Annotated in this window: 11 protein-coding genes; 8 read left to right on the forward strand and 3 right to left on the reverse strand. The window is 43.5% G+C overall.

Going from position 1 to position 16,328, the window contains the following annotated elements; genetic code table 11:
• Positions 1–208: 208 nt before the first annotated feature.
• From UB32_RS12000 to UB32_RS12040, 8 genes are all read left to right on the forward strand, one after another.
• Positions 209–1,903 (forward strand): L-lactate permease, encoded by a 1,695-nt coding sequence (locus UB32_RS12000; RefSeq protein WP_044394109.1) that lies wholly within the window; start codon positions 209–211, stop codon positions 1,901–1,903.
• Positions 1,904–1,987: 84 nt separating this feature from the next.
• The gene (gene glcD / locus UB32_RS12005; RefSeq protein ID WP_044394111.1) at positions 1,988–3,400 is read left to right on the forward strand and encodes a glycolate oxidase subunit GlcD; all 1,413 of its coding nucleotides are present in this window, start codon (positions 1,988–1,990) and stop codon (positions 3,398–3,400) included.
• On the forward strand, positions 3,397–4,722 hold the full coding sequence (locus UB32_RS12010) for a (Fe-S)-binding protein (RefSeq protein WP_044394113.1): 1,326 nt from the start codon (positions 3,397–3,399) through the stop codon (positions 4,720–4,722). The genes glcD and UB32_RS12010 overlap by 4 nt, the downstream gene beginning before the upstream one ends.
• A gap of 543 nt (positions 4,723–5,265) precedes the next feature.
• Entirely contained in the window at positions 5,266–6,642 is a 1,377-nt protein-coding gene (locus UB32_RS12020; protein WP_044394115.1) for an L-cystine transporter, read from the forward strand.
• Positions 6,643–7,004: 362 nt separating this feature from the next.
• Positions 7,005–7,199: a hypothetical protein gene (locus tag UB32_RS12025; RefSeq protein WP_044394117.1), complete on the forward strand. Its 195-nt coding sequence runs from the start codon at positions 7,005–7,007 to the stop codon at positions 7,197–7,199.
• A 105-nt stretch (positions 7,200–7,304) separates the two neighbouring features.
• On the forward strand, positions 7,305–7,760 hold the full coding sequence (locus UB32_RS12030) for a hypothetical protein (protein ID WP_241768494.1): 456 nt from the start codon (positions 7,305–7,307) through the stop codon (positions 7,758–7,760).
• Positions 7,761–8,036: 276 nt separating this feature from the next.
• Positions 8,037–8,897, forward strand: a complete 861-nt coding sequence (locus UB32_RS12035; RefSeq protein WP_044394118.1) for an NAD-dependent epimerase/dehydratase family protein — start codon at positions 8,037–8,039, stop codon at positions 8,895–8,897.
• Between the two features lie 102 nt (positions 8,898–8,999).
• A complete protein-coding gene (locus UB32_RS12040; RefSeq protein ID WP_044394120.1) occupies positions 9,000–9,917 on the forward strand; it encodes an aldo/keto reductase in 918 nt (305 codons plus the stop codon).
• Positions 9,918–10,008: 91 nt separating this feature from the next.
• On the opposite strand, the gene UB32_RS12045 is transcribed toward UB32_RS12040, so the two are convergent.
• From UB32_RS12045 to UB32_RS12055, 3 genes are all read right to left on the reverse strand, one after another.
• Complete coding sequence (locus tag UB32_RS12045) at positions 10,009–10,983, reverse strand: LacI family DNA-binding transcriptional regulator (protein ID WP_044394121.1); 975 nt, start codon at positions 10,981–10,983, stop codon at positions 10,009–10,011.
• Positions 10,984–11,050: 67 nt separating this feature from the next.
• Entirely contained in the window at positions 11,051–12,655 is a 1,605-nt protein-coding gene (locus UB32_RS12050) for a glycoside hydrolase family 13 protein (protein ID WP_044394122.1), read from the reverse strand.
• A gap of 175 nt (positions 12,656–12,830) precedes the next feature.
• Positions 12,831–16,157 (reverse strand): GH36-type glycosyl hydrolase domain-containing protein, encoded by a 3,327-nt coding sequence (locus tag UB32_RS12055; protein WP_044394124.1) that lies wholly within the window; start codon positions 16,155–16,157, stop codon positions 12,831–12,833.
• Positions 16,158–16,328: the final 171 nt, after the last annotated feature.

Raw genomic sequence — 16,328 nt, forward strand, 5'->3', positions numbered from 1 at the left:
TCGACTTGCAAAACGAAAATCACCAAGGGGCAAAATATATTTTTCGAAATTTACAAAAAAGATATTGAAAACTTTGTAACTTCCACTTTATAATTTAGATGACAGAATGACCTAGTCATCAGATGACCTTATCACATAATGTAAGCGATTACTCGATAAGGGATGACAAGCAGTTGAGGGAACACAAACATTAGTTAGGGGGGAAAGTATGTCTTTCACACAAAACTTCACAGCGGTAGGAGATAATCTTGCATTATCCGCTATCGTCGCATTGATTCCTATTTTGTATTTTTTCTGGGCGCTCGCAGTCAAACGCATGAAGGGGCATGTTGCAGGACTGTCAACTCTTGCCGTCGCTTTAGTCGTGGCAGTGGTTGCCTATAAAATGCCTGCCGGAATGGCATTGATGTCAGCATCACAGGGAGCGGTTTATGGGATTTTGCCAATAGGCTGGATCATTATTACTTCCGTGTTCTTGTATAAGCTGACAGTAAAAACAGGCCAATTTGACATTATCAGAAATTCTGTCCTTTCGATCACAGAAGACCGCCGCTTGCAGGCACTTTTGGTAGCGTTCTCATTTGGTGCATTCCTTGAAGGTGCTGCCGGCTTTGGCGCTCCAGTAGCCATTTCGGCTGCATTGTTGGTAGGATTGGGATTTAATCCACTGTATGCAGCAGGTCTTTGCTTGATTGCGAATACCGCTCCGGTTGCTTTCGGTGCGATTGGGATTCCGATCATTGCTCTTGAAGGTCCTACTGGGATTCCAGCAATGGAAATCTCAAAAATGGTTGGACGCCAGCTGCCGTTTTTATCCGTATTCATTCCGTTTTATTTAATTGTCATTATGGCTGGATTTAAGCGGGCATTGGAAGTCTTGCCAGCGATTCTCGTATCCGGCGTTTCCTTTGCACTTACTCAATATCTGACTTCAAACTTCGTTGGTCCGGAGCTTCCGGATATTTTATCCGCTCTAGTTTCCTTATTTGCTCTTGCCGTTTTCCTAAAGTTCTGGAAGCCAAAAACCATCTTCAAATTTGCTGCTGAAGAGGAGCTGGCAGCAACAGCCGCAGTAAATATGCGTCCGAAAAAGCAGGAACAGAACACGGGAGCACAGGTTTTTAAGGCATGGTCTCCCTTCCTAGTATTGACAGCAGTTATTTCTGTTTGGGGTATCCCGGCAATCAAGCTGGCATTAACAGGACATTATGAAGGCAGTAATGCGCTTTTAAAAGCAATTAACTCAATTGGTCATGCGCTTACATTTGTTCCTGAAGTACCTTTTTTGAATAACAAAATCTTTAATGTAGCTGGTGACCCGATTGCAGCCGTCTATAAACTCGAGATTTTAGGCGCAGCTGGTACGGCAATCCTGATTGCTGCATTCATTTCGAAATTCATCGTCGGCATTTCTTGGAGAGACTGGATAGAGACGTTTGGCGAAACGCTTAGTGAGTTGAAATTTCCTGTCTTGACGATCGCTTCTGTCGTCGGATTCGCATACGTAACGAACGCATCCGGAATGAGCACGACGCTCGGTATGACCTTGGCAAAAACAGGAGCCGTTTTCTTCCCGTTCTTCTCGCCCTTCCTTGGCTGGCTTGGGGTTTTCATCACGGGGTCAGATACATCTGCCAACCTGCTATTTGGCAATCTGCAAAAAATCACTGCCACCTCGATTGGCATGGATCCAGTCCTGGCCGTTGCGGCTAACTCGTCAGGCGGTGTGGCGGGCAAAATGATTTCACCGCAGTCGATTGCAGTAGCCTGTGCTGCAGTAGGATTGGCCGGGAAAGAATCGGAGCTGTTCCGCTTTACGATTAAGCACAGCTTATTCCTGGTCACCCTGGTCGGAATTCTCACATTCTTGCAAAATAGCGTTCTATCATGGATGATTCCATAAAATAGATCCATACTTCCAGGCTTCTGTCATATTGATAGGAAGCCTGGATTTCTTTCACCAGAGACAATTAAAGGGGGAAAAATCATGCTTTCAAGTACGGTAAAAGCTCAAATCATTTCGATTGTGTCTGCATCAAATTTTGATGACACGAAAACGGGGCGACTCGTTTATTCCTATGATGCAACACCAAACTTTCAGTCCATGCCTGATGCCGTAGTAAGTCCGAGGAATAAACAAGAAATATCGGAGATTGTGAAACTATGCAATGAACATAAAATTCCGATCGTTCCCCGAGGTTCAGGCACCAATTTGTCCGCAGGCACCTGCCCGACGGAGGGAGGAATTGTCCTTCTTTTTAAACATCTGAATAAGATTCTGGAGATTGATGAAGAAAATCTGACAGCAACCGTCCAGCCAGGTGTTGTGACACTTGATTTGATCAATGCGGTGGAAGCGAAGGGGCTGTTTTTTCCGCCAGACCCAGGTTCGATGAAAATTTCCACGATTGGCGGCAATATTAATGAAAACTCTGGCGGGCTGCGCGGCCTGAAATACGGAGTGACAAGGGATTATGTCATCGGGCTGGAAGCGGTTCTGCCTAATGGAGCGATAATCCGTACTGGAGGCAAGCTAGCCAAGGATGTGGCAGGGTACGATTTTACCAGATTGTTTGTTGGGTCAGAAGGGACGCTGTGCATCGTTACCGAGGCCATTCTTAAGCTGATCCCGATTCCTGAAACGAAGCAGACAATGCTTGCACTCTATCAGGATCTGGAGGCCGCTGCAAAATCTGTTTCAAAAATCATTGCCAGCAAAATCATCCCGGCAACGCTGGAATTCCTTGACCAGCCAACATTAAGAGTAGTGGAGGATTTTGCAAAAATCGGTCTTCCAACCGACGTAAAAGCGGTCCTGCTGATTGAGCAAGATGGACCATTGGAAGTTGTCCAAAGGGATATGGCCCGGATTGCCGAGGTTTGTAAGGATCAAAAAGCTGTTTCCGTTCAGATTGCCCAGTCGGACGCAGAGGCGGAAGCCTTGATGACAGCACGTCGAAGCGCCTTGTCTGCACTGGCTCGATTGAAGCCGACGACGATTCTTGAAGATGCGACGGTCCCAAGATCCGAGATTGCGAGAATGGTCGCTGCCATTAATGAAATCGCCGCCAAATACGATTTGAACATTTGTACATTTGGCCATGCGGGCGACGGGAACTTGCATCCTACCTGCCCGACCGACTCCCGTAACCTTGATGAAATGGCAAGAGTCGAAAAAGCGTTCGAGGAAATTTTTGAAAAAGCCATTGAATTTGGCGGGACGATTACAGGGGAACACGGGGTCGGAGTCATGAAAGCCCCATACCTCGAATTAAAGCTCGGCAAGGAAGGGGTCGCTGCCATGAAAGCAGTCAAGGATGCGCTTGACCCGAACAATATAATGAATCCTGGAAAGATTTTTGCGAAGGACAGCAGGAAACGAGTGGTGGTGTCAAAATGACAACAGTTGAAGAACAGCAGAGAATACAGACAAAATTCCAGGAAAAGATGAATCAGGATGAGCTGTTGAACTGCATGCGCTGCGGGTTTTGCCTGCCAACCTGCCCAACCTATATCGAGTCTGGCTATCAGGAATCCCATTCGCCGCGCGGTCGTATTGCTTTAATGAAGGCAGTGGTTGATGGCTTGATTGAGCCGGATGAGGATTTTGAAAGGTCACTCGATCTTTGCCTCGGCTGCCGGGCATGTGAACCGGTCTGCCCATCCGGAGTAAATTACGGGCATTTACTGGAAGAAGCAAGGGATATCGTGAACCAGAACAAGCAATTCTCGATGCCTGTCAGGGTTGTCCGAAAAGCAGTATTCAAAGAGCTGTTCCCTCATCAGAATAGAATGCGCGGCCTGACCGGGCTGCTTGGCTTTTATCAGCGGTCAGGACTGCAAAAGCTTGCCCGCGGTACCGGCATCATGAAGCTCTTCCCGGACTCGCTGGCGACGATGGAAAAAGTTCTGCCAAATATGCCAACAATGAAGGAAATGAAAAATCGACCAGAGCACCTCGAAGCGATTGGTGTGAAAAAACAAAAAGTCGGCTTCTTCAGCGGCTGCCTGATGGACACGATGTTTCTTGAAACAAACAATGCAACAATGAAGCTTTTGCAGCTTGCCGGCTGTGAAATTGTCATCCCGAAGGAACAGGCGTGCTGCGGTGCACTTCACGGCCACAGCGGGGAGAAAGACGGTGCCAAGGAATTGGCCCGCCGCAATATTAAAGCATTTGAGGATACAGGGGTCGATTTTATTATCACAAATGCAGGCGGCTGCGGCGCGTTCCTGATCGATTATGACCACCTACTCAAGGACGATCCGGAATGGAAAGACCGCGCTCAAGCTTTTGCTGACAAAATTAAGGATATCTCGCAAATCCTCGTGGAGGTCGGCTTCCATGAAAAGGTCAAGCTAGAGCTGCCTAACCAGATTTTAACGTATCAGGACTCCTGCCATCTGCGCAACGTAATGAAAACGGCATCTGCTCCACGAACGCTGCTGCAGGCAATAAAAGGAACTCAATACCAAGAAATGCAAAACGCCGACCGCTGCTGTGGCTCCGCCGGAATCTACAATATTGTGGAAAGCGAAATGTCCATGCAGCTGCTTGATTCCAAAATGGTAAACGCCAAAGCCACTCAAGCAACAACAATCGTCACAGCAAACCCAGGCTGCCTGCTCCAAATGAAGCTCGGAATCGAACGCGAAGGCTTATCCAGCAAAATGAAAGGCGTGCATATCGTAGACATACTGCTGGAAGCTGTTAAGGAATAGAAGGATGAAAGAAAGAGAAGCAGCATGGCACCATTCCGGTTGAAAGATACCCTTATGCAGGGGAAACGATTCACATAAGGGCACCATTCCGGTTGAAAGATACCCTTATGCAGGGGATAAGGGCGCTTATATATACCAAAAACCAGGTCAGAAAGATTTTGACCTGGTTTTTGGTTGTTTATGGGAAACGTTTCCGCGAGTTGGTATTATTGACAATTCTGAAAAAAGGAAATATTATTAACTATAAACAAATTTTGGATTCATATTTTTACGTTTTTCACAATGGGAATCAAATGATTTGGAGGGGATTTGTAGCCAATTTGCAGTAAAGGGGAATATCCTCAAATTCGAAATGAACGCACTCCAGAGTCTGTTTGATGCTCACCTCTCAGCCCCTATACACGATACTTTCACTCCTTTTTAGAAACAGATCAACCAAATCCAACTCGAGAATACCTATTTTTATAACAATAAAAGGGCTGAGAAAATTGGGTGAACAGCGTTAAGAAAATTCATAATTAGAGCAAGGAAGGAGCAATCAAAATGGAGACGTTTCACATTATTTTTATTATCGCCATCTTTCTGTTGATTATTTCCGCCTTATTTTACATGCAAAAAAAGCATGTGTCCTTTAACAAACGGGTTTTTCTTGCTTTAATTGTTGGTATTGTATTTGGACTGATCCTGCAATTTGCTTACGGCCCTACCTCTACTATTGTCAAAGAATCTGCAAATTGGATTAATGTGGTTGGCCGAGGGTTCGTTTCCCTCCTGCAAATGCTTGTTATGCCATTAGTGTTCTTTGCGATCTTATCCGCCTTCACTAAATCTAAGCTTACCGAAAACTTCGGGAAAATTGGTGGAATAGTTATTGGTATGCTGGCATTCACCGTAGCGATTTCAGGATTGGTAGGGATCTTATCTGCTGGCGTATTTCAACTGGAAGGAATGGAGTTTACGCAAGGGGAGGCAGAATCGTCTGCGTTAGCAACAAATGAAGAGAGAATCAGCACACTGGAGGGCATGTCAACACAGGACAAAATCGTGTCGATGATACCGAGTAATGTATTTTTTGATCTTACCGGTGCGCGTCCTACATCTGTTATTTCGATTGTTGTTTTTTCGTCTATATTAGGAATCGCATACATGGGAGTGCGTCGAAAACAACCGGAACAAGCGAAACTATTTGCCTCCATTGTTGATGCTGTATTTACCGTAGTGATGAGGGTTGTCACCTTAATTTTGCGCTTAACACCATATGGAATCCTTGCCTTAATGGCAAACAAAGCTGCAACCAGTGATTTAATCGCCTTCTGGAACTTAGGTAAATTTATCGTTGCTTCCTATGTAGCGATTTTCGTCATGTTCTTAGTCCATATGCTTTTAATTAGAATAGTAGGCTTAAATCCTATCACTTATATGAAAAAGGTTCTGCCTGTTCTTACGTTCGCCTTTTCATCGAGATCAAGCGCCGGAACCTTGCCGCTTAATGTGAGCACACAGAAAGAAAAGCTTGGAGTATCAGAAGGGATAGCTGATTTATCAGGCGCTTTTGGGCTGACTATCGGACAGAATGGCTGTGCTGGAATCTATCCAGCCATGCTTGCGGTAATTGTTGCCCCAACAGTTGGAATTGATCCATTCACACCATCCTTTATTTTCACATTACTTGCAGCAGTTATCATCGGGTCCTTCGGAGTTGCGGGCGTTGGAGGCGGAGGCATATTCGCAGGCCTGATTGTATTATCCACACTGAATTTGCCAGTTGCCATTGTTGGGCTGCTGATTTCCATCGAACCACTGATTGACATGGCAAGAACAGCTCTGAATGTAAGTGGAAGCATGACAACAGGACTAATAACCGGCAAAATCATGAACCAACTAGACATCGACACCTACAACACGAGCGAAGACAAATAAGATAAGTCGCGGCAGTTGGAATATTTTGAACCGGATAGAATAAAAAGTTCATCAAACGTTTGATGAATGAAGAACCTCAGGTGACTGGGGTTTTTTGTGATACTAGAATGTTAAGATGAGGAATATTGAGTAAACTACCTCAAGTCTCTTTTCTCTCTCAGTTTAAAGAAATAGAACAAGTTCTTCTTTCAATTAGCATTTAAGTGCTAAACATCTCTTTACCTTTCCATGTAGGAAGTCTTATAGTCTTTTTCAAGTAATTAGGGATTTTCGGGAAAAATATTATATAATTTAGACATGGCAATGTGGAATTTAATCAACAAAACATGTATAAAATCCTTTTAGTAAAGGCGGTGTTCAATATGCCGGAAGAACAAAACAGTGAACCCAAAAGGAAATATGCTTGGGTCGGCAAATGGGCAAAGATGACTGGTGATCGAGCTAGAATTGATGCAAAGGTTAACAACACATATATCATATATGAAAAAAGCGGAAAATTGGTAAAGGAATTTCCAAACGGAGAAATCGTTCCATTTAATAAAGACGGTGAATCTTAATGCATACACACCAACCAATATTTTTTGTGTTTGCAGGTAATAACGGAAGTGGAAAAAGCACCTTCCGTAACTTAATAATAGATAAAATAGGTGTTGAGATAAATATTGATCCAGATGCAATCGCTCGAAGAATGGATTCGGAAATCCCAGAAAGTAAAATCAGTTAAGAGATACATTGAAGAAGGTAAGGATTTCTCTATTGAGACAACCCTTGCTGGAAAAAATGCAATTAGACAAATGCAAAAAGCAAAGAATTTGGGATATGATGTGACTATGTTTTACGTTGCTCTCAGTAATGTAAAACAAAACATTGAAAGAGTTGCAATGAGAGTCAAAAATGGTGGTCATGGCATTCCGACTGAAGATATTATCAGAAGAAATACTACTTCTTTCAAACATCTTTACGAATATGCTTATATGATTGATAACCTAATTTTGATTGATAATAGTGAAGAGAATGGAGAAATTGTTTTAGAGATAAATAATGGCATTATCACCTTTGAAATATGTAACCTTCCAAAATGGGCGCTACCTGTTGTGGAACATTTCAAGAAATTATAGCTACAGTGTATTAATTGAAAGCAACGATGCTTTCTATGGAAGTAATCAACTCAAATAGTTGGAACAGTTTAACTAATATACAATGAAAAAAGTCAAAAGGGATGCTAGGAAGACTACTTCGAAGAAAACAGTCTCTTACTCTATTATATTCACCTTGACTATGGGAAAAAGGAAACCTCCAAGTTTGTTCAGTTGACTTTGCAACAACCAAGCATATACAGTGAAAGTGCATACAAACAACTAAATATTCAAAAATTAAGTTATTGGAGGCTTATGATGAAAAAAATCGTTGTAACTGGTGGTAGCGGGCTTCTTGGACCTTGGGTAATTAAGGAGTTCCTGGAACATGGGTATAATGTAGTGAACGTAGACACGAAACAACCAAAAGAGAATCTCTGCAAAACGGTTATTGCTGATTTAACCAATTTGGGTGAGGTGTATGGCGTCTTAGCAGGTGCGGATGCCGTGGTACACACAGCAGCAATTCCAGTCGCTTATTCACACCCTAACGAGGTTACTTTTCATAACAATGTGATGTCTACTTACAATATTTTAGAAGCATCTGCCAATCTAGGAATAAAAAAAGTGGTTATTACTTCCAGCGAGTCTTCTTATGGTCTAGTTTTTGCAGTCAATCAGTTAGATCCTAAATATGTTCCGATCGACGAAGAACATCCTCAGCTGCCGCAAGATAGTTACGGCCTATCTAAGGTAGTCAACGAGCAGACTGCTCAAATGTTTCATCATAAAACCGGAATGCAGATTGTATCATTAAGATTAGGAAACGTGATTGCCCCTGATATGTATGAACGATTTCCACAATTCATCCATGATGCGGACCAACGGAAATCGATCCTTTGGAGTTATATTGACACAAGAGATGCAGCCTGTGTTTACCGTCTAGCAATTGAAACGGATGGGCTCGGTGTAGTTGCCTTAAATATAGCTGCTGATGATACAAGTATGGATTTGAAAAGTCGCGAATTAATGGAGCAGTGTTATCCAGGAGTAAAGGAATTCAAACAACCACTAAATGGTTATGAAACATTGTTAAGCAATGAAAAGGCTAAAAAACTATTAAACTGGCAGCCGATTCATTCATGGCGAAAATATGTAAACGCTCCCTCCATTCTCTGAAAAACTTAGGGCGACAGGGTCGTTTAGTTGACTTTGCAACCAACAAGCATATACAGTGAAAGTGCATACAAAATAAATCAAGAACGGGAGGACGATCAACCTATGAGGACGATAAAATTAGGAACAAGCTCACTTGAAGTGCCTGTTGTTGCTGTGGGTTGCATGCGGATTAATTCTCTAGACAAGCCAGGAGCAGAGAAGTTTGTCCGGACTGCGATGGAAGAAGGGGCAAACTTCTTTGACCATGCGGATATTTATGGAAGCGGCGAATGCGAGGAGATTTTTGCAGATGCGGTTCAAATGAATGATGACATCCGTGAGAAGATGATTCTTCAATCAAAGGTCGGAATTCGTAAAGGAATGTTTGATTTTTCAAAAGAACATATCCTTGAGTCAGTGGATGGGATTTTAAAAAGACTGAATACAGACTACCTGGATGTCCTTCTTTTACATAGACCAGACACGCTAGTCGAGCCTGAAGAAGTTGCCGAGGCCTTTACAAAATTAGAGGAGTCCGGAAAGGTGCGCCATTTCGGTGTGTCCAACCAAAAACCAATGCAAATCCAGCTTCTGCAAAAATATGTCAAGCAGCCCATCGTCGCCAACCAACTGCAGCTTAGCATCACCAATGCAAACATGATTTCCAATGGAATGAATGTAAACATGGAGAATGAGTCAGCCATCGATCGAGATGGAAGCGTGCTGGATTTCTGCAGACTGAACGACATCACCATTCAACCTTGGTCGCCTTTTCAGTACGGTTTCTTTGAAGGCGTATTCCTAGATAACGACAAATTCCCAGAATTGAACAAGCAAATCAATGAAGTAGCAGAAAACTATGGCGTTAGCAACACAACAATTGCCACAGCATGGCTACTCCGCCATCCAGCAAACATGCAGCCGGTGATTGGCACAATGAACATCGGCAGGCTAAAAGACTGCATCAAAGCAAGTGACATCAACCTGACACGCGAAGAATGGTACAGCATCTACCGCGCCGCAGGAAATATCCTTCCTTAAATTGAAAAGATGAAAAACCAGCTGCCTTTTATCCGGCAGCTGGTTTTTCTATTATATCTGCATAATTTCCATCGACGGAAGCAACTTGCTTTTAGTTGCTTGATATATTGCCGACTGATTCCCCAGGAATTAGCGTTACATAAATTCGTTCGTTTTCTGCCTTTTCGTTGGCGATCAACTTCAAGAGGTGTTCAGCTGAGACAGCTCCCCACTTTCGTTCGGAATAGTCGATGGTCGCTAGTCTTGGCTGAGTATAATGAGTGAGTTCGATGTTGTCAAATCCGATGATGTGAATATCTTTTCCGACTTCGTACTTTGTTTTGGCAAGGTAATTATACATTCCGATGGCCATTTCATCGTTCAGACAGAACACAGCAACAGGTGTAGTAAAATTTTTAGTGATTTGTTCGGCAGCCTTCTCTCCAGCAGGTTTATTAAAATCACCCGGAAGTTCTTGATACTCAATGTCACTATAACGTGCAACCGATTGACGTACTGCTTCGATTCGCTGTGTAGCGTCGTACGATCCTTCGGGGCCAGTAATCGCATAAATCTTACGATGACCCTTCTCAATTAAATAGTCAATCGCTAATGTTGCTCCAGAAGTATTGTGCAGTAGTACTTGATTTATATTAGGATGGGTAAGCTCTCTATCCATAACGACGATTTTATGTCCGGCGTCTGCATGCCTGATTAACTCTGCGCTGGAGAAATAATAATCTAAGACAATTGCGCCATCAATCATCCGTTCAGGAATAAACCGATGGGACTCCTTTCCGCTGCATACAATCATCTCGTACCCCTTGCTGCTGAGGGTATCCTGAATGCCCTGAAGCAGCTGCCCATAAAATGCGCCCCCATAATTGGTAAGAAAGACACCGATGATGTTTGTTTCCCGCTTTTTCAAGGAGCGTGCCGCAGCGTTCGGAACGTAATTCAGTTCCTTCGCTATGGCAACGATCTTCGCCGCCGTTTCTTCCGTCACCTTAGTGCTCCCGTTCAGAGCATAGGAAACTGTCGATATGGATACGCCTGCTTGTTTCGCAATATCTTTAATACTTGCCACGATACTCTCTCCTGTCTGTTCTGCTAACACTCTTTTTATTATAACGTGTGATCGTTTTCATCTATAGTTATTTTTCAATTTTATAAACAATAGCCTCGTATGGACGCAATACATCAGCAGAGGTAGCATAGTTATGAACAATGATTGTATTGTCACACAATAAAGAACTTTCCACTTTTCTTCCAGTAAAATTGCACACGATGCGCCATTCTTCATTTTGGTAGGATCGTGTATAGGCAAATACTTCCGGTTCGCTGTCTAGAAGATGGTAGTCTCCATAAACAACCAGCTTATTGTTTTTACGTAGCATGATCAGTTTCTTGTAAAATTGATAGATGGACTTCTCACCATTTATATCATTCTCCACGTTGATGGCTGAATAATTAGTGTTAATCCCAATCCAAGGAGTTGCTTCTGTAAAACCGGCGTTTTCTTCAGCATTCCACTGCATAGGCGTTCGCGCATTATCGCGGCCTTTTACGTAAATCGATTTCATGATGTCTTCATGGGTAAAACCTTGCTCCTTGCGTTCTCTATACATATTGATAGTTTCTATATCACGATAAGACTCAAGCTCATGGAACTGTACATTCGTCATACCGATTTCCTCTCCCTGATAAATGTATGGAGTACCACGCATTAAATGGAGTATGGTTCCGAGCATTGTCGCGCTTTCATAACGATATTCCTGGTCATTCCCCCAGCGTGACACGATGCGTGGCTGATCGTGGTTGCTCCAGAATAAACTATTCCAACCCCTCCCAGCCAGACCTGTCTGCCAGTCAGAAAGGACTCTCTTCAAATCGGCTAAATCAAGCGTCTTCCAATCCCATTTTTGTTTGCCTGCTTGTTCATCAAGAGCAATATGCTCGAATGAGAACACCATATCGAGTTCCTTCCGTTCAGGGCTTGTAAAAAGAAGAGCTTGTTCCAGATCAGCACCGCCAGTTTCACCGACCGTTACGATATCAGCTTCCTCAAGGACTTCATGGTGCATCTCCTGCAAATACGTGTGAAGAAGGGGGCCATTTACAATAATTCCCTCCTCCAGTTCTTTCGCAATCAAATCGATGACGTCAAAGCGGAAGCCTTTGATCCCCTTGTTGATCCAGAAGCGCATTACCTCATACATTGTCTCGCGGACAGGAGGGTGGTGCCAGTTAAGATCGGGCTGCTTTTTGCTGAACATATGCAGATAATACTGGTTCGTTTCCTTGTCAAACTCCCATGCACTGCCACTAAAGATTGACTTGAGATCACTCGGAGGGCCATCGTTGATCCCATTCCGCCAGACATAATACTCCCTATACGGATTATCCTTGCTGCTTTTTGATTCAAGAAACCATGGATGCTCATCAGACGTATGATTTGCGACGATATCCATCATAATGGCGATTTTGCGTTTTGCTGCTTCTGCTATGAGCTGGTCCATATCTTCTAATGTGCCAAACTCGGGATGAATCTGAAAATAATTGGAGATATCATATCCATTATCATCATTTGGCGACGCATAGACTGGACATAGCCAAATGATGTCAACTCCAAGTTCCTTAATATAATCCAACTTTGAGATGATTCCCGGTATATCGCCAATTCCGTCCCCGTTTGAATCCTTGAAACTGCGAGGGTACACTTGGTAAACCACACTATTATGCCACCATTTTTCCTCCATTTTCCAACCCCCATACTATGAAAAAGGAAGCGGCCTTGTGAGCCGCTCTTTTTTTAAAAATTTAAGAAAAAATAAATTTCTTTGAAAATTGTCCAGCTTCAGCGCCTAGCCCCTCGAGTCACTTCGGTCGGCCCTCCAGCGCTTGTCGGGGCTGAACAAGGCGCTTGCGCTTTTCTTACATGTAAATATCAATTATATTGTCCTCAGCATTAAGCTTTTTAAGTTCAGCAAGGTTTATGCGGTAGCCGCCGTTTCGATATCGGTTGGATATCTGGTCTGTTGCAACTTTCTGACCGTTGATAAGGACACCTTCATTTTTACCGAAATGGTAGGCGAATGTAACTGGCTTGCAATCAATGTTAAATGTGAATTCAAGCCCGTCTTTTTCTTTTGGCAGAACAGGATCAATCACGAGATCCTGAGCTTCGCGGCGGATGCCTAGCGCATTAGAAATCAACTGGTTCATATAGATTCCAGGTCCACTTGAGTAAATTCTCCATCCGCCTTTTACGGGTGCTGAGCCATCGCGAAGTTGATCGAAATTCTCCGCTGCCTCATAACGGGTTTTGAATTTTCCGTCAGAGCTGCTAAAGTAGGCATTGCTCTGGCGCAGTTCAGCGTTTGGAACAACCTTCTGTATCCCAATTGGATTAATTTTCTGCAGGCCATTCCATACCTCATCGACCTTGCCTAGTTTCGCCATTGCTTCAACGAAACGAATGTGAGCATGAACATATTGAAGACCGATTTCCCGTCCAAAGTTTGCTGCTTGTTCGGCCCGCTTGAAGTTCGTGCTTACTCCACCTTTATAGATTGCAGGGCGATCCATCAAGCGCACGCCATCCGGATGGTATAGGAATTCTTTGATGATTTGGTAGTGAGATTCCGCCTGTTCGGGTGTCAAAAGCTCCCCGATCATGCTCCGTGTCATTGGCAGCAGGCGATACTGAATGCCTGTTTTGGTATCTGTAGGATGGACCATCAGTTCAGGCTTATTCGCCTGCTCCATGAACACGAAGCCCGGGATTGTTTTCGTAGATAGCATATATTTATTGAAATCTTCTTTGATTCCTGCTGCCATGTGTCCAAGTTCTTCTGCGAGATTTGTATCTTCCTTTTGTAAAAGGGATGCGAGCTGGCTTACTACCTGGTAGGTTAGCGCAACTGTCCAGCTGCTTGCCATATACTGCTTCAGCTGTGCATTCGCTGGCTGAAGTGTGTCATCCCAATCTCCATCCCCGTAGGAAGACAAATACGTATCATGTAAAAAATGATCCTTAATATACTGAAGCTGCTTTTTCACATGATGTAGCAGGGTTGCTTTTTCCGCTGTAAATTCAAAGCTGCGTGTTTCCGTATAGGGAAGCATTTCATTTAAAATCGTGTAATCATTTGTTGCACGCAAGTATTCAACGATGACTTTCAAAGGCCAGACGATGATGTCGCCGTGGCTATCATCCTGCTGAAAGCGGTAGTATTTGTCGAACATGAACCATTGCGGCCAGTTTCCGTCATCACGATACTGATGGGAGTAGACGGTACGGATGACGGTTTTGAGATTTTCGTATTTTTGCGTTGCAAGGAAGTACTCAGTCGGTCCTTGGCATACATCACGCGTTCCCCAAGCTGCGCCGCCGTACTGCTCTAGGCCATGCGGCACAGAGTAGTGAACGAGCATATTATGGGTGTACCACCATGCAAGTGCGTTCATTTTCTTGAGCTCTTCCGTTGCCGCTCCATTTTGTGTCAGTTTGAAGCCATTCATTGTTTCGGCAAAAAATTTGCGGTAATTTTCAATTTCTGTTTGCGCATCTGCATCCGGAAACGGAATTTCTGTCCCGTCAAGTAAGCCTTGGACAGTGATCTTCCACTCGTTTGTTTGTTCCAGCTCAACGATCGTCAAAGATGCTGCTTCGGCTTCGATCCTTTCGCCAAATGCGCTTGAATCCTTCACTTCAAATTTGCCATCGATTTTCATACGATAGCTTAGGGAAGGGAACACTTTTGAGCTATCAGACCCTTCAGCCGCGGTATAAGTTAACACATTTCCGTCCTGCTTCAGGTGAAAGGGCTGTGCATATTCAATGTTGTTCATTGAAACCTGGTTTGTCACAAGATAGCGGTATCCTTTGCCATTTGCCGATTGGACATGGAGCTGCAATTGCGGTGAATTCACAGCAGTATACGTCGTAATGATAATCATGTCATCGTGTATCTTGTAGTACCATCGACCATAATTAAAACCCATCTCAAACATCGAAGGCATGGTTAGCAGGCGGAATTCGTCTTCGATTTCAATATAAACTCTCTGACCAGAAGTCTTCATGACATTCAGCGAGTTGCGTGCATTTGTCAGCATCTTGTTGAAAGATGTGTTTCCAACAACGATATGCGAGTTGAAAATCCCGTACATATATAAAGTAGTTGTCAGGACATTTTTGATGTTATCAACATTTCCGCCTGTCATCAGGATATGCCCGTGTGGACGCTCAACAAGCAATTCTTTTTCCTTTAAAACGACATGCTCATGCTTTTCCGTGAAGAAAGAGAGCAATTCTTCGCCGAATGTTTCTTCCTGATGGCGGTTAGGGAACAGCTCATCGATTTCTTCTTTTGTCATGGATAGTGTTGCTAAAGGCTTTCCGATAGAAGGAGAGAGCTGTACTTCTGCCAATTCAGCAGTCTTATCAGCTTTAAGTGATTTTACACTTTCCCAGGCTACACCCACTTCGTCGATAAATTCCAACTCGGTTATTGCTCCTGGATGGTCCTCTTTAAAAATTGCATAGAATACGAATTGCGCATTGCCATCAAGCGTTACTTTTTCAGACTGTAAGGCCGTGTAAGCAAATTCATATTGATAGATTTCATTTGCGAGATTTTCTTTCATTAAAATTTCAGGAATGTCTGTTTCTTTATATGATAATCCGAAAAACTGGAATCCGTCAGTCGAGAATCCTGTTGCATTCTTCAGCGAACCTTGCTGGAGATACGGAAATCTACCGCCGTTCATCGGCTGGTTCTGGCGGGAGCAGACGACATAGCCTTTTTCAGAGTCATTGAAAGTATTGTGGTCAATATACTGAGACATATACGCTTCGTTCGAACGAACAGCGCCCTTGTCAGCAAGGCCCATGTCCTGAGCGTAGATAATATCGATTACTGCATTGCTTCCCTTCACTTTCACATCCCAGAACCAGACTCCATTATCAGACAGGGTAAAAGTCACCTGGTATAGAAGATTGCCTGCCTCGCCCTGATAGAAAACTTGATTATCGGAGTGGCTGATTTTACTTTCTGATTTCGAGCCAAGCAGGGGATAGAACTGGATTACATTTTCTTCATGAATTCGCAAATATAAGTTGTTCATCGAGCCATCGATCGGGTTCGATAGCCACTGGTTGATCATCGTTGATTTATGTGCGATCTCATAGACATCGCCGCTATTCAAAAACGTAAAGCTTAGATCATTTGCCTGTATGGTGAACTTTGACTGTGTCATCGGTGTCCCTTCTTTCTTTCTAGGTTTTCATTCGTAGTACTTGTTACTAACCGTTTATAAAATGGCTCCAACCGTTGATAAATTGTGCTCAACCGTCGATATATTGCCTGCAACCGTCGATAAATTGTCATTTATTCTTTTTAGCTGACTTTTTATTGTTAGTAATTGGGC

The sequence above is a fragment of the Mesobacillus subterraneus genome, from assembly GCF_000934845.1.
GTDB lineage: Bacteria > Bacillota > Bacilli > Bacillales > Cytobacillaceae > Mesobacillus > Mesobacillus stamsii.

Excerpts from the sequence above, each read along its gene's own strand:
- glcD (WP_044394111.1), top strand. The coding sequence starts at position 1,988 with ATGCTTTCAAGTACGGTAAAAGCTCAAATCATTTCGATTGTGTCTGCA.
- UB32_RS12010 (WP_044394113.1), top strand. The coding sequence starts at position 3,397 with ATGACAACAGTTGAAGAACAGCAGAGAATACAGACAAAATTCCAGGAA.
- UB32_RS12035 (WP_044394118.1), top strand. The coding sequence starts at position 8,037 with ATGAAAAAAATCGTTGTAACTGGTGGTAGCGGGCTTCTTGGACCTTGG.
- UB32_RS12000 (WP_044394109.1), top strand. The coding sequence starts at position 209 with ATGTCTTTCACACAAAACTTCACAGCGGTAGGAGATAATCTTGCATTA.
- UB32_RS12020 (WP_044394115.1), top strand. The coding sequence starts at position 5,266 with ATGGAGACGTTTCACATTATTTTTATTATCGCCATCTTTCTGTTGATT.
- UB32_RS12040 (WP_044394120.1), top strand. The coding sequence starts at position 9,000 with ATGAGGACGATAAAATTAGGAACAAGCTCACTTGAAGTGCCTGTTGTT.
- UB32_RS12050 (WP_044394122.1), bottom strand. The coding sequence starts at position 12,655 with ATGGAGGAAAAATGGTGGCATAATAGTGTGGTTTACCAAGTGTACCCT.
- UB32_RS12055 (WP_044394124.1), bottom strand. The coding sequence starts at position 16,157 with ATGACACAGTCAAAGTTCACCATACAGGCAAATGATCTAAGCTTTACG.
- UB32_RS12025 (WP_044394117.1), top strand. The coding sequence starts at position 7,005 with ATGCCGGAAGAACAAAACAGTGAACCCAAAAGGAAATATGCTTGGGTC.